General features: G+C 44.3%; 12 protein-coding genes. 6 read left to right on the top strand and 6 right to left on the bottom strand.

Annotated features, from left to right (window positions below):
• Position 1: 1 nt before the first annotated feature.
• Both HRQ85_RS11005 and HRQ85_RS11000 read right to left on the bottom strand, forming a co-directional pair.
• Positions 2-1,447 (bottom strand): TolC family protein, encoded by a 1,446-nt coding sequence (locus HRQ85_RS11005; protein ID WP_172379607.1) that lies wholly within the window; start codon positions 1,445-1,447, stop codon positions 2-4.
• A gap of 215 nt (positions 1,448-1,662) precedes the next feature.
• On the bottom strand, positions 1,663-1,890 hold the full coding sequence (locus HRQ85_RS11000; protein ID WP_009846577.1) for a hypothetical protein: 228 nt from the start codon (positions 1,888-1,890) through the stop codon (positions 1,663-1,665).
• Between the two features lie 617 nt (positions 1,891-2,507).
• Between HRQ85_RS11000 and HRQ85_RS10995 the strand changes: the two genes are divergently transcribed.
• From HRQ85_RS10995 to gnd, 5 genes are all read left to right on the top strand, one after another.
• Entirely contained in the window at positions 2,508-4,160 is a 1,653-nt protein-coding gene (locus tag HRQ85_RS10995) for an ATP-binding protein (protein ID WP_444823270.1), read from the top strand.
• Between the two features lie 69 nt (positions 4,161-4,229).
• Complete coding sequence (locus HRQ85_RS10990) at positions 4,230-4,925, top strand: response regulator (protein WP_081229642.1); 696 nt, start codon at positions 4,230-4,232, stop codon at positions 4,923-4,925.
• 410 nt (positions 4,926-5,335) lie between these two features.
• Positions 5,336-6,838 (top strand): glucose-6-phosphate dehydrogenase, encoded by a 1,503-nt coding sequence (gene zwf / locus HRQ85_RS10985; RefSeq protein WP_017059714.1) that lies wholly within the window; start codon positions 5,336-5,338, stop codon positions 6,836-6,838.
• Positions 6,835-7,551: a 6-phosphogluconolactonase gene (pgl, locus tag HRQ85_RS10980; RefSeq protein ID WP_048606936.1), complete on the top strand. Its 717-nt coding sequence runs from the start codon at positions 6,835-6,837 to the stop codon at positions 7,549-7,551. The genes zwf and pgl overlap by 4 nt, the downstream gene beginning before the upstream one ends.
• A 28-nt stretch (positions 7,552-7,579) precedes the next feature.
• Positions 7,580-9,028, top strand: a complete 1,449-nt coding sequence (gnd, locus tag HRQ85_RS10975) for a decarboxylating NADP(+)-dependent phosphogluconate dehydrogenase (RefSeq protein WP_017059712.1) — start codon at positions 7,580-7,582, stop codon at positions 9,026-9,028.
• 132 nt (positions 9,029-9,160) lie between these two features.
• On the opposite strand, the gene HRQ85_RS10970 is transcribed toward gnd, so the two are convergent.
• Complete coding sequence (locus HRQ85_RS10970) at positions 9,161-10,321, bottom strand: HD-GYP domain-containing protein (RefSeq protein ID WP_172379606.1); 1,161 nt, start codon at positions 10,319-10,321, stop codon at positions 9,161-9,163.
• 429 nt (positions 10,322-10,750) lie between these two features.
• Between HRQ85_RS10970 and HRQ85_RS10965 the strand changes: the two genes are divergently transcribed.
• On the top strand, positions 10,751-11,164 hold the full coding sequence (locus HRQ85_RS10965; RefSeq protein ID WP_010438513.1) for a VF530 family protein: 414 nt from the start codon (positions 10,751-10,753) through the stop codon (positions 11,162-11,164).
• 133 nt (positions 11,165-11,297) lie between these two features.
• Here the strand turns inward: HRQ85_RS10965 and HRQ85_RS10960 are convergent, their stop codons facing one another.
• From HRQ85_RS10960 to HRQ85_RS10950, 3 genes are all read right to left on the bottom strand, one after another.
• Complete coding sequence (locus HRQ85_RS10960; RefSeq protein WP_086774597.1) at positions 11,298-11,489, bottom strand: hypothetical protein; 192 nt, start codon at positions 11,487-11,489, stop codon at positions 11,298-11,300.
• A 305-nt stretch (positions 11,490-11,794) separates the two neighbouring features.
• Positions 11,795-12,553 (bottom strand): sulfite exporter TauE/SafE family protein, encoded by a 759-nt coding sequence (locus HRQ85_RS10955; protein WP_172379605.1) that lies wholly within the window; start codon positions 12,551-12,553, stop codon positions 11,795-11,797.
• 192 nt (positions 12,554-12,745) lie between these two features.
• On the bottom strand, positions 12,746-14,266 hold the full coding sequence (locus HRQ85_RS10950) for a tripartite tricarboxylate transporter permease (RefSeq protein WP_012603793.1): 1,521 nt from the start codon (positions 14,264-14,266) through the stop codon (positions 12,746-12,748).
• Positions 14,267-14,275 lie beyond the last annotated feature (9 nt).

Genomic DNA, 14,275 nt, shown 5'->3' with positions numbered 1-14,275 from the left:
ATTATCCTTTTGACTGGCTATCAGTGTCTGTATTTGAGTCGAAATCAGACGTAACAGAAGAGGTTAAGTAACTGGAGTAAGCATTCATTTCGCTGGTTAGCGCTAACAGCTTGTTGAGAGAGATTAGGTATTTGAATCGCGCAGCAGATTGCTGGGTTTTAATGCTCGCAAGATAGAGCTCTGCATCAACCACTTCTAATGAGTTAGATAACCCTTGTGTGAAGGCTTTTTTACGAAGCAATAGATTTTCCTGAGCTAAAGACAAGCTAGAGTTTAGGCCTTGAACCTCTTCAATCGCTTGGTTTGCTTCAAGGTAAGTTTTTTGTACCAACACGGTTAAGTCTTGCTTAGCTTGTGATTTAAGGAATTGCACCTGTGAGACGGCACTGTGAGCGGCGGCGACTTTGTCGGAACGGCCTGAAGTGTCAAGCAGTGGTACATTCACACCAATGCCAACCAACCAATCGGGTTTCATTTCACTGGCTAAAGAGTCATCTTCATACAGGCTGTAATCACCATAAAGGTATACCTCTGGGTAGTATTTACCTTTCTCGGCTTTAATTAAGCTGCTTGCTTGTTTCTCTTTTGCATCAAGAATTTTAAGGCCGGGGTAGGTCATGAGTGTTTGGTCAATGAACACGTCCATATGAGGCAGGTTCTTATTGATAAACAGTTGTTCAGAGGGTTCTACACTTTCACTTTGACCAAGGATCTGAGTCAGCGCCAATTGAGCAATTTTAAGATCGTTCTGAGCTTTCGCGCGTTCAACAATGGCTTTATCTAAAGAAGCATCGGCTTGCAGGCGTTCTACTCGGGCTATTTGTCCTTGCTGTTCAAGCTTGATGGCGAAATCACGATGCTGAGTTAAGCCTGCTTCAACGGCTTGACGCGTTCTCACGACGTCTTCCGCTAAGATCACCGAGAAGTAATACTTACTTAAGTCTTCGTAGCGAGCTTGCTTCTCCATTAAGAGTTGGCTTTGTGCTTCTTCGCTTTTACCTTCAGCTGCTGTTTGTGCTGCGGTTATTCGACCACCAGTGAAGATAGGCCACACAGCACGAATGGAAGAGCTAAAGATGTCTTGTTCGGTAATCGTTGAGGTAACGCCACCTAATATGGGCTGAAGAATCCCGCCAATAGCCCCCAAATTTGGTACGCCACTCAAACTGTTTGAAAACTGTTCACCATTAATCGTCACATCACTATCAAGGTGCGTGTAGTTAGCCCCTAAGGTAATAGAAGGTAGATTAAGGCTACTTGTTGAATTCTGAAGATGTTGATAACGTTCAACGTTGGCTTGTTGAGCCGCAAGTGAGTTGTTGTTTTCTTGCAATATTTGCCACGCTTCAGAAAAAGTGAGCGGAGCTGCATAGCCTGGCGAAGCCATAGTGCCGAGAAGCATACTGGCGATCGCAAGGTATCGGAATTTTGGTTTGGTCATCTGCATTAAATACCAATTAGAGTATTAACTCTAATGTTAACAGGGCGATAGTCATTTGTCTTGAATAGATTGTCTCATATGAATAGAAATTCTCATAACTCGTTAATCAAGTGTAAATAAGATTGAGTGACGTGAATATCAAAGATAAATGAAACTTAAAAAGCACGCATAAGCGTGCTCTTTAAGTTCAGTATAGAAGTGTTTTTACAAAATGAAGTGGCTTATTTAAAGCTAGGACAATGGTGATCGGCGCGCCATACCAATTGTCTTGAACCTTGCATTGTTTGTAATAAATCTCTACCTGACATTTGCGGGAATGCTAACAATACCTTGAGATCGAGTGGGGAGGTGCCATCTTTCTCATAGGCTCTTACGTGAGTAAAAGTCGATTGTAAGTGTTTGAACAGCATAGTCTTAGTAAGACAAATTCCAAAGTTATCGCGTTTCATTGCCTTGTTTCCTTTTCAACAATGTTTATACGTTATGTTTTTTATCCTGTTTCTATTGGACGTTGCCACTGATCGATACTTCCTGCTCATCAATGCTTTATTATTGGGTGCTGCTTTTATCAGTCACCTCTTCGTTGTCTGGCTAGCCGAGTTTGAAATAGCGATGGATGAATAGGGGAGAATACTTAATCCGTTTGTCCATCATTCGTAACGGCGAACGAGTAACTTTTACTTATCGATACGTCCAGCGAGTGAAGAGTTGTTGCCTTTCTGTTAACCGAAAATCCGGTTTAAAGCGCAGTCTTAAAATTGCAACGTATAGCTTGGCAACAATAAACTTCTTCATATGCAACCATTATAATTGTATTTATTTTAAACAACCTAAAAAACACCTAAAAGCTTAGTGATCTAGCTCAATATTTATTCGTTTATTTTGGTTTTTAAGCTAATCCGTTCTAAAAATGAACGATTAATCGAGATGAACAACGTAAAGGATTATCAATTAACAATCTGCTCAATTATTTAGTTGAGTAGCAGTCACAAATTCACGTCCATAGAAAGGTCATGCGATTAACTTGGTGTTAACATTGATCGTCTAACACTAGGGACGGTGGAATATGAAATGGAGCAGTATCAGTTTCCGTAAAAGGTTACTGATTATCATGACGGTCACTGGCCTCGTTGAACTTTTGATTCTTGCAGCGGCTGGTTTTTACTACATCAAACAATCTCAAGAACAAGAGATGGGTTTGAAAGCGTTAGGTGTTGCTGAATTTCTATCTGAATCGCCGCTTGTCACCAGCATTATTCAAGATAATGGAACGTTGGACCCTAATGGCGTTCCCTACGTTTTGTCTGAAGAAACCCAAGTTAAATTTCGTAACCTTACTCAGCTAATTGGCGCGGCGTTTATCGTTGTGGGAGATGATAAAGGTATCCGCCTGATTCATCCTTATGATGACAGGCTCGGTAAACCCATGCGTGGTGGCGATAACCAAAAAGCATTGGTATTGGGCGAGTCTTATGTGTCGACAGCCAAAGGATCGCTTGGTTTCTCAGTTCGTGGTAAATCCGCGGTAAAAGACCCCCAAGGTACCGTTATTGGCGTGGTGTCAGTTGGTTACTTATTGGATTCTTTGCAAGATCGAATCGAACCTTACTTAGCCTTTTTGATTGTGATGGCGTTGCTGGTGGTTGCGGTCAACGCTTTGATTTCGAGTTACGTATCTCGCCGTTTTCAGCGTGCTATTTTGGGCTTTGAGCCTGAAGAGATAGGCAGGTTGTATGTTGAGTTAGACGTAACCATGAGTACCGTGAAAGAGGGCATTCTGAGCATCGATAAGCACGGCATTTTACGTTCAATTAATAAAAGTGCCTGCGATATTTTATCGATAGACAGGGATAAAGCACTCAATCAACAGCGCCTTTCTGATGTATTGCTAGGCAGTGATTTAGAACAACTGCTATCAACCGGCGACACCGACCACGATGTTGAGTTGTATTTAAACAATAAGCGAATTATTGCCAACCGTAGCCCCATTATAGTGGCAGGTGAAGTGGTCGGAGCGGTATCGAGTTTCCGATTACGAGATGAAATTAACGATTTAACAGACCAGCTCTCACAAACCAAAGAATATGCAGATCTACTGCGTTCACAAACCCATGAGCATCAAAACAAGCTCAACACCATTAGTGGCTTGATCCAGATGGGCGAGTTGGATTCAGTACAGCAACTGATTGGCCAAGAAACGGCGCACTATCAAAGCTTGATCGAGTTCTTGCGTGAAACCGTTAAAGACCCGCTCATCGCAGGTATGCTCCTTGGGAAAACGGAGCGCGCGAGAGAAATTGGTTTAGAGCTTAAAGTGGAAGAAGGCTCAAGGCTTGAAGCGCTGCCTAGCTGGTTAAACGCGGATGACGTTGTCACAATTCTTGGCAACCTGATTGATAACGCCTTTGATGCCACCATGACGGCGATTAAGCAAGAGGGTCAAATTTCACCAGCGCGTCGGGTTATTGAAGTTTCAATCAGTGATTTTGGTAATGAAATTATCGTAGAAGTAGAAGACAAAGGGTGCGGTTTGCCGAAAGAGTTGGCAACCAAAGCACTTACCGAAAAAGGCGTATCGAGCAAAGCGAAGCAAAATCGTGGTGTGGGTTTGTATCTGATAAAGCAGCTGGCAGACCGATATCAAGGGCAGCTTGAAATGGTCGACAACCACGATTTTGGCACGCGAATGACGGTTTATCTGCCAAAAGAAGAACAATAATAATTAAGCACGAATCGATCTTGTGAAGATCATCGTGACGGAAAAAGCATGGTTAAAGGAAGAACATAAATGAACGCAATCACGAGAGTCATGGTCATTGAGGATGATATTGCGATTGCAGAGCTACACCATCGTTATTTAGAACAGATGGGTGGCTTTGACGTGGTCGGCATTGCCACAACACAGTCTGAAGCGCTCATGCAACTGGACATCTTAAAACCGGATTTGGTGTTATTGGATGTGTATCTGCCGGACGGATGTGGGCTCGATATTCTTAATCACGTAAGAGGGAGCAATCAAGGCTGCGACGTTATCTTGATTACTGCTGCTCGGGATGTGGATACGCTGCAGCAGGCAATGCGCGGTGGAGTGGTCGATTATCTATTGAAACCAGTAATGTTCCCTCGTTTGGAAGCGGCGCTGAAAAAGTATCAATCTCAACAGCAAGAGTTTGAAAGTGTGTCGGATTTGAATCAAGGTTTGGTTGATAAGATGCTGCAAGCCAATGCCAAAGCGGACTCTGGAAAAGTATCCACCTTACCCAAAGGCATTGATGGCGTAACGTTGGATAAGATCAGAGCCATTTTTCAACAAGCTGGTGCCGTTAATATTACCGCCGATGAAGCCGGAGAACGAATTGGTGCTAGCCGAACCACCGCCAGACGCTATTTAGAATTTTTGATTACCACTGGTGAGTTAGTTGCGGACTTAAATTACGGTACCGTAGGTCGCCCGGAGCGCTGCTACAACAAAGCGCAAAGATAAACACGACACCATTAAAATAAATATAAAGCCAGTTGAATAAGCTGGTTTTACTTTTCTCTTCCTTTCCTATTGCTCACTCCACCGACCAGATACCGTTCTTTCTTGACTACACTGTTTGAGAATGCCGATTTGCTTCTCCCTCGGGTCAAATGAATGGAACTATCGATTAGAATTTGTTCGAAATGAGTCAATATTTAATCGATTGCTTTCACAGTGGTTGATGTAAATCAAATAGTCATAGACAATACTGTCCCGAATAGAGGTGATAGCTTTCACCCTCGTTTACCAAACGCATTCTCAAATTTAATAGGTGCTTACTATTGATGTAATAGTTAAGACCTATTATCTATTTTCGTATGTCGCTGATACCTTTGGCGAATACTAAAAACCTTGTTTTTATAGGAAAGATGATGGTAATACCTGAAAACAGCAGCATCGTTATTTTTGGTGCGTCGGGAGATCTAACTTACCGCAAGTTAATTCCTGCTTTGTACCACCTGTATGCTAGCAATCAACTACCAGAATCCTTTGCGATTCTTGGAGTGAGCCGTACTGAGTACAGCGATGAGTCTTACCGTGAGAAGCTGAAGAAGTCTCTTCAGGAAATGGAAAAAACTGAACCTGAGACGCTGAATGCATTCATTGAACATCTGCATTACCAAGCGATCAACACTTCAGATGTAGACGATTATGCTCGTTTAGCACAACGTCTAGACAAGCTTGAGCAAGACTACCAATTCGAAAACCATAACACACTGTTCTACTTGGCAACCCCGCCAAGCCTATACGGTGTGATTCCAGCAAACCTTGCTGCGCATGGCCTTAACGATGAATCGAACGGCTGGCGTCGTCTGATCATCGAGAAGCCATTTGGTTACGACTTAGCATCAGCTCAAGCGTTGGATGAAGAGATCCATCATCACTTCCAAGAACACCAGATCTACCGTATCGACCATTACCTTGGTAAAGAGACGGTTCAAAACCTTCTAGTGCTTCGTTTCTCAAACGCGATGTTTGAACCACTGTGGAACCGTAACTTCATTGAATACGTTGAAATCACAGGTGCTGAGTTCCTTGGCGTTGAAGAGCGTGGCGGATACTATGACGGTTCTGGCGCAGTTCGCGACATGTTCCAAAACCACCTGCTGCAAGTGCTAGCGATGGTAGGTATGGAGCCGCCTGCACAAATTAACGCTGATTCTATTCGTGATGAAGTGGTTAAAGTGCTTCAGTGTCTGAAACCATTAGAAGAAGATGATCTGCGTAAAGACTTAGTATTAGGTCAGTACACAGCATCAGATGTTCGTGGTCAGCACCTACTAGGTTACCGTGAAGAGCATGGTGTAGCGGATGACTCTCGTACCGAGACTTACATCGGCTTGAAAGCTCACATCAATAACTGGCGTTGGAATGGTGTTCCTTTCTACGTACGTACAGGTAAACGCTTACCAACACGTGTGACTGAAATCGTGATTCACTTTAAGAACACGCCACACCCAGTATTTGGTCAAGATGCACCAGAGAACAAGCTGATTATCCGTATCCAACCGGACGAAGGTATTCAGATGAGCTTTGGTTTGAAAGAGCCAGGTGCAGGCTTCAAAGCAAAAGAAGTGAAAATGAACTTCTCTTACTCTGACTTGCCTGAAACTCAGATGCTGACGGCTTATGAGCGTCTTCTTCTTGATGCACTGAACGGTGATGCAACTCTGTTTGCACGTACCGATGCTGTAGAAGCGTGTTGGAAGTACGTTCAACCAATCTTAGACTTCAAGCAAGATCCTCAAGCACTGTTTGGCTATGCTTGTGGTACTTGGGGCCCACAGGAAGCAGATGAACTTCTGCAACGTGATGGCCGCGCATGGCGTTTCCCATGCAAAAACTTAACAGACACGGATTACTGCGAACTATGATCAATCACAAGATCTTTGCAACGCCTGAACTGGTTGTTGAAAACCTAGCAAATGAAATGAAAGCATACAGCGAGCAGGGCACACCTGTTCACATTTCACTGTCTGGTGGCAGCACGCCAAAAATGCTTTTCAAGCTTTTAGCACAGGCGCCTTACGCCGAAGGTATTCAATGGAATAACCTTCACTTCTGGTGGGGCGACGAACGTTGCGTTGCACCAGACGATGCTGAAAGCAACTTCGGTGAAGCGAATGCATTGTTGTTTACTCAAGTAAACCTTCCTGCTGAAAACATCCACCGCATCCGTGGTGAAGATGAACCAAAAGCAGAAGCAGAGCGTTTCGCAAAAGAGATGGCAGACGTAATCCCAACAGAAAACGGCACGCCTGTATTCGATTGGATTCTGCTTGGTGTTGGCGCAGACGGCCACACAGCTTCACTATTCCCGGGTGCAACTAACTACCAAGATGAGAACCTATCTGTATTAGCTTCTCACCCTGAGTCTGGTCAAATCCGTGTTTCTAAAACAGCGAAAGTTTTAGAAGCAGCAAAACGAATCAGCTACCTAGTACTGGGTGCAGGTAAAGTTGAGATCGTTAAAGAAATTCATACAACTCCTGCTTCAGAACTGCCTTACCCGGCAGCGAAAATCCAGTCTAAAACTGGCGAAACAGAGTGGTTCCTAGATTCAAATGCAGCAAGTGCTATCGCATAAGTGCGAATAGCCGCAAGGAGATAAAATAATGAAAGGTGATATCGGTGTAATTGGCCTAGCAGTAATGGGTCAGAACCTTATCCTAAACATGAACGACCACGGCTTCAAAGTTGTGGCTCATAACCGTACTGCTGCTAAAGTAGACGAGTTCCTAGAAGGCCCAGCTAAAGGTACTAACATTGTTGGTGCTTACTCTCTAGAAGAGCTAGTTGAGAAACTAGAAGCGCCACGTAAAGTGATGCTTATGGTTCGTGCTGGTGACGTTGTAGACACGTTCATCGAAAACCTAATCCCACTTCTAGACGAAGGCGACATCATCATTGATGGTGGTAACACTAACTACCCAGACACTAACCGTCGTGTAGCGCATTGTCGTGAGAAAGGCATCCACTTCATCGGTACTGGTGTATCTGGTGGTGAAGAAGGTGCTCGTTTCGGTCCTTCAATCATGCCAGGCGGCGCGGCTGAAGCTTGGGAAGCGGTTAAGCCAATCTTCCAAGGTATCTCTGCAAAAACTGACGCTGGTGAGCCTTGTTGTGACTGGGTTGGTAACGACGGTGCTGGTCACTTCGTTAAGATGGTACACAACGGCATCGAATACGGTGACATGCAGCTTATCACTGAAGCATACCAGTTCATGAAAGATGGCCTAGGTATGTCTGCTGACGAGATGCAAGCAGTATTCGCTGACTGGAACAAGACTGAGCTAGACAGCTACCTAGTTGAAATCACTGCTGACATCCTTGGCTACAAAGATGAAGACGGAGAAGCGCTAGTTGAGAAGATCCTAGACACTGCAGGCCAAAAAGGTACGGGTAAGTGGACGGGTATCAACGCACTAGACCTAGGTATCCCGCTAACTCTAATCTCTGAGTCTGTATTCTCTCGTTGCCTGTCTGCCCTTAAAGACCAACGTGTTGAAGCTGAAGCTTTGTTTGAGAAGACAATCACTCCAGTTGAAGGCGACAAGCAAGAGTGGGTTGATGCACTACGTCAAGCTCTACTGGCTTCTAAGATCATCTCTTACGCTCAAGGTTTCATGCTAATGCGTGAAGCGTCGAACGAAAACGGCTGGGACCTAAACTACGGTAACGTAGCGCTAATGTGGCGTGGTGGTTGTATCATCCGTTCTGCATTCCTAGGCAACATCCGTGATGCGTACGAAGCAAACCCAGACATCGCGTTCCTAGGTTCTGACGAGTACTTCAAAAACATCCTACAAGGCAGCCTAGTTGCATGGCGTAAAGTAGCAGCGAAATCTCTAGAGTCTGGTATCCCAATGCCATGTACGATTTCTGCGCTATCTTTCCTAGACGGTTACACAACTGCACGTCTACCAGCGAACCTGCTTCAAGCTCAACGTGACTACTTCGGTGCTCACACTTACGAGCGTACTGACCGTCCACGTGGTGAATTCTTCCACACAAACTGGACTGGTACAGGCGGCGACACTGCTTCTACAACTTACGACGTATAATCGTTAGTTAGAATCAGTTTAGAACCTTGTTGTTCTTATCAGCTGTAAACTAGAAAACAAAAGGATGCCGATTGGCATCCTTTTTTGTTGGTTCTGCAAGAGAGTCAAGTAAAGTAAATTTAATACAACCCGTTAAGCGAGCGCAGCTTGTGGACTTTGCACATCACTGTATTGCTCTCGTATCGACATGAAGTATTCTAGGTTTTGCTTCAGAGCAGACACACACTCTGGATCAAACATCAGCCCAGTATGCGCTTCAATGTAGTCCATTACCTTAGATGCTGACCATGCGTGTTTGTAAGCTCGTTTACTCAGTAAAGCATCGAACACATCTGCTAGCGTGACAATTCTTGCCTCCAGTGGAATCGCTTCTCCAATGAGCGCATCTGGCAATCCCGAGCCATCAAACCGTTCATGATGGTGACGTACAATATTCTTGATGAACTGAACTTCTTCGCCGCACATTGAGCTGTGGTGGGAAAGGGCAACCACGTCATCAATCATCTCTTCGCCATATATCGTGTGATTGTTCATGATGTTTCTTTCTTCTTCCGAAAAACGCTCAGTACTGAAGAGCACTTTGTCTGGGATTCGGTACTTACCAATATCGTGAAACGGGGCATACAAGCGAATGCGGTGAACGAATTGGTGGGTAATCTCATTGTTACTATGCGAAAGCGTACGTGCCAGCTGCTCGCTGTATTTTCCCATGCGAATCAGGTGCTCTTTAGTTTCAGGATCGCGAGCGTGCCCCATATTGAGGGCGATCGCTAATGAGGACTGAAAATGTCTCTGACGTTCGAAGAGTTGCACAAACAGGTTCGAAATCGCTTGAGTGAGGTACGCGATGTCGCTTTGTATTGTCTGCTTAGCAAAAAAGTCAGTGCATGATGCGTTGATGAAAACGAACCCAAGGTTACTCTCTTGGTAGTGGATTGGAGTGGTGTAGCTACTTTGGTGACCAAGCTCGAGCAGATGAGAGATTTGCTTAGTCGGATTCATCAAAGAGAGGTCATCAACAATTCTTGTTTCCAATGATTCAGCCAGACGACTCAAAGCAGAGTTGGGTTTGATCTCCTGTTCGATGTAGTGATGCTTGGCGTTTTGGCACAGTGAATCTGATACAAAATAATTCGATGCTTTATTTTCACTGCATAGCACCACGGATAGCCGAGATAATATGGGGTAGTGTTCACGAGCTAGCTGGAAGAGGTCATCGACTATGGCGACGATGTCTTTGTCTTGGGCCGCTGCTCTACTGAAATGGGAGTAGTCAAACATGTGGCAAGCCAACCTTTAATTATAATTATGTCATTGTTTAATCGAGTTTTTTACCGTTTCGATATTCAATAAAACCATAGCACTGTGTTATTAAAATGTAATACTGCGTACTGAAAAACTTTAATGTCATCACTAAATATATGGTTTTTGCATACGGTTACCGTAGGTTTTGTTAAGTTGAACCAGTTTCATAACCTTTGGGGTGAAGGTTTGTTTGCAGAATGTGCTTAGTCTGTATAGCGAGCTAAGGTAGGGTGTTAAGTGACCAATTCGAAATTAATTTCAAAGATAAATAGGATAACGAGTATGCTTTATGCCATCATAAAGGCATAAATAAGGGCAATGGATGTAATGCCCAAGTGATTGAGCTAGAAATGGTCAGTGATGACGGTGTTCTAGAGTAAATTCAAGGCCTTTAGTTGCCTTGAAAAAGGTATTGTTATGACTGAAGAAGAAAGAATCGAACTGCAACAAAATAACCCGCTACACGGCTTAAAGCTTGAAACCATGATCACTGAATTAGTGGATCACTATGGTTGGGAAATTTTAGATGCGGCAATGCGTATGAACTGCTTTAACACTAAACCTACAGTGGCAAGCGCAGTTAAATACCTGAAGAAAACCGAATGGGCTCGTGAGAAGGTTGAAAACTTCTACCTTTACCGTTTCAAGCGCATGCCTAAAGCATCGGACATTGAATACCAGATGCCTCCGCGTTCACGTACATTCCGCCATGGGCTAGAGCCTCGTGAGCCAATGGAACTAACGGTTGAGTCTATCCACGCTTCTCAAGCTAAAGCTGCGTCTGCATTTAAAGAGCGCCGCGGCGGTAACGGTCGTAACTTCCGTCGTTAACAAGAAGGCGTCGCTAGAAAGGACCGTCGTTAAATAAGGCGTCGGCGATTAGTACGCCTAATTAGATAAGCGAAAAACACAAAAGGAGCCTATGAGCTCCTTTTTTAGTTCGTTCGATTTAAACCGTAAATGGCTAAGCTTCGCGGTTCTTTCTTTGATTCTTCCAAATATCGGTGACATAAACGATCGCACTGACCAGTAAGAATAGCGCTGACACAGAAAACAGAGCGGGCATTTTTAGAATCCACGCGAATGTGGCAGCAAGAAAAGCGACAAAGCAAATGAGTCGACTTGATGACATGACATGACCGAGTTTAGTGTTCATAACGCCTCCTAATGAAGTCTCACTTTCGACAGGAGAATTATCCCACCTTTGGCAAAATAAAGGCTAAAAAACAGTCTAAATTGTTATCAAATTTGCTAATTGAAAGACTCGTCTCACATATTTTGGCTTGGCTATTTTATAAGCAATAAAATAGCGAAATAGGTATGAGGACGGCGTAGTCTTTTTGCTTTATCTTTCCAGTTACAAGCCTTATTGACCGAATGTCTAGTTAGCTTAAAACCGAGTTGGCACAGAACTCACTTAACATAGAATCTAGTTGGTATAGAACCTACTTAGTATAAAACCTAGTTAGCATAGAAAAAGTAAGCGGTGATCAAAAAGCTCGCGATGATCACTGTGGTACGAATATATGGTTGAGGGATGCGGCGAGAGATTTTTGCTGAATAATAACCACCAACCAATGTACCCAATAATACAGCCATGCCAGACGGCCAATCAATCGAACCATTGACGATAAAAAACACGATCGCTGCTAGGGAAGCACACGCGGACACGAGCAGTTTGATGCCATTCATCACGTTGATGTTGGTGTAACCGGCCAGCGCCAAATAGCTCAATGTCACAATCCCCAAACCTGCATTAAAATACCCACCGTAGATACAGACAATCAAAAGCAATAAAGCGGAAAAGAATGCGCCTGCGCTGGTGGCGTGCTTATGTTTTGCTGTAGCTTGTTTAAGCCATTTATTGAGCGTGCCGCCAAACGTGAATAGCAAAGCTGCAAACAGCAGCAGCCAAGGAACGGATTGAGTAAACAGAGCTTCTGGTGTGTGAAGCAGCAAGAAAGCCCCGATACCACCGCCAATGACACATAAAGCTATAGTCAGTTTTAGCTGCTTAGTACCAGATTGAATTTCGTGGCGCAGAGCGTAGGCTCCGCTAATGTACCCAGCACACGAAGCAAAGGTATTGGTCGCGTTGGCTGCTATTGGTGGAACCCCAGCAAACAATAGAGCAGGGAAGGTGATGAAGCTACCGCCACCCGCAATGGAGTTAAGCACACCGCCAATCACCCCTGATAAGAACAGAATCAACCAATCCATAGTTTTAGAATCCAATACGTTAACTAACTGGTTACCTTACTTGAATTTGTTATGAATATCAGCGCGATGTGTGTTGTAAAGATAGGTTTGTGAGTTTGCTACCATCTTTAACCGCTGGTTTGAATTGAGGCTCTAAATGAAAAAAGGAGCCAATGGCTCCTTTCGTTGAGGTTTAGTTGATTCGGTAGAGCTTTACACTTCTACTGGCTTCGCTCTAAAACTCTTAAATAGTTTCACTAGAATCGGGCTAGACAGCACCAGTACCGCCAGAATAGTGAAGGTCATCGTAATAGGGCGTTCCCATAAGAAGTTCAGCTCACCATCACTGATCATCAATGCACGTCTTAAGTTCTCTTCCATCAAGCCGCCCAATATGAAGCCTAACAGTAATGGTGCCAATGGGAAGTTGGCTAGCCTTAATGCTATCGCTGCCATCGCTACCAGTAGCATCACAAATACGTCCATCGTGTTGAATGACACCAAGTACACGCCAGTGATTGAGAAGAAGATAATCATTGGCAGTAGAACCGTTCTAGGTACCGCTAGCAGTTTAGAAATATAAGGGATTAAAGGCAGGTTCAAGATAACCAGTACGATGTTGCCAAAGTACATAGAGATGATGACTGACCAAAATACATCTGGGTGTTCAACGAACAAGCGAGGACCTGGTTGAATACCGTAGGCAATCAATGCACCAAGCATAATCGCAGTTGTACCAGAGCCCGGAATACCCAGCGTTAGTAGCGGAACGAATGAGCCACTTGAAGCTGCGTTGTTTGCTGATTCAGGTGCAACAAGACCACGAATGCTGCCTTTACCGAACTCTTTCTGTTTGTCTTTTGGCGCTAGGCTACGCTCCATACCGTAACTTAGGAATGCCGCAATAGTGGCTCCTGCGCCCGGTAGAACACCGGTAAAGAAACCGAGAATAGAAGAGCGGATCGAAACTGGCGCCACTTCTTTGAACTCTTCTTTGGTGACTTTCATGCTACCAATATCAGACATCTTTTGGCTTTCTTCTGCGCTGGTATCTTGCTCTGGCTTAAGAATACCCATCAAGGTTTCACCCAGTGCGAATGTTGCCATCGCTAATAATAGGAAGCTGAAGCCATCCATCAGATCCGTTAGGCCAAAAGTGAAACGTTCAACGCCAACCCCTTTGTCGATACCTACGGTTGATAGCATTAAACCAAGAATAGTCATCATCCACGCTTTAATTACCTGACCTGGGCCTGCAAACGCCGCTACAGCGGACAAACCTAATAGCATCAATGCAAAGTAGTCTGAAGACTGGAAGCTCAGTGACACGCTTGCCAGAGCCGGAGCTGCAATCAAAAGCATGATTGCTGAAAGCGTACCGCCAGTGAAAGAAGAGTAAGCCGCGAGAGCAAGTGCTTTACCTGCTTGACCTTTTTGAGCCATTGGGTAGCCGTCAAACGCGGTTACTACCGTTGAAGAACAACCCGGAGCATTGATTAAGATGGATGACGTTGAGCCACCAAATACAGCGCCGTAATACACACCAGCCATCAAGATTAGGCCAGAAGATGGGTCAAGGCCGTATGTAATAGGGATCATCAACGCGATTGCTGAAATTGGACCTAACCCCGGTAGCATACCGATGAAGGTGCCAACGAAACAGCCCACAATTACCATCATGATGTTCATTGGCATCACAGCGGTAGAAAGTCCTTGTAAAATTCCGTCTAACATAATGTTATC

The organism is Vibrio sp. Vb339, assembly GCF_902751245.1.
Taxonomy (GTDB): Bacteria; Pseudomonadota; Gammaproteobacteria; order Enterobacterales; family Vibrionaceae; genus Vibrio; species Vibrio coralliirubri.
This window is presented reverse-complemented; position numbering and strand designations above follow the sequence as displayed.

Excerpts from the sequence above, each read along its gene's own strand:
- HRQ85_RS11005 (WP_172379607.1), bottom strand. The coding sequence starts at position 1,447 with ATGCAGATGACCAAACCAAAATTCCGATACCTTGCGATCGCCAGTATG.
- HRQ85_RS11000 (WP_009846577.1), bottom strand. The coding sequence starts at position 1,890 with ATGAAACGCGATAACTTTGGAATTTGTCTTACTAAGACTATGCTGTTC.
- HRQ85_RS10995 (WP_444823270.1), top strand. The coding sequence starts at position 2,508 with ATGAAATGGAGCAGTATCAGTTTCCGTAAAAGGTTACTGATTATCATG.
- HRQ85_RS10990 (WP_081229642.1), top strand. The coding sequence starts at position 4,230 with ATGAACGCAATCACGAGAGTCATGGTCATTGAGGATGATATTGCGATT.
- zwf (WP_017059714.1), top strand. The coding sequence starts at position 5,336 with ATGGTAATACCTGAAAACAGCAGCATCGTTATTTTTGGTGCGTCGGGA.
- pgl (WP_048606936.1), top strand. The coding sequence starts at position 6,835 with ATGATCAATCACAAGATCTTTGCAACGCCTGAACTGGTTGTTGAAAAC.
- gnd (WP_017059712.1), top strand. The coding sequence starts at position 7,580 with ATGAAAGGTGATATCGGTGTAATTGGCCTAGCAGTAATGGGTCAGAAC.
- HRQ85_RS10965 (WP_010438513.1), top strand. The coding sequence starts at position 10,751 with ATGACTGAAGAAGAAAGAATCGAACTGCAACAAAATAACCCGCTACAC.
- HRQ85_RS10960 (WP_086774597.1), bottom strand. The coding sequence starts at position 11,489 with ATGAACACTAAACTCGGTCATGTCATGTCATCAAGTCGACTCATTTGC.
- HRQ85_RS10955 (WP_172379605.1), bottom strand. The coding sequence starts at position 12,553 with ATGGATTGGTTGATTCTGTTCTTATCAGGGGTGATTGGCGGTGTGCTT.
- HRQ85_RS10950 (WP_012603793.1), bottom strand. The coding sequence starts at position 14,266 with ATGTTAGACGGAATTTTACAAGGACTTTCTACCGCTGTGATGCCAATG.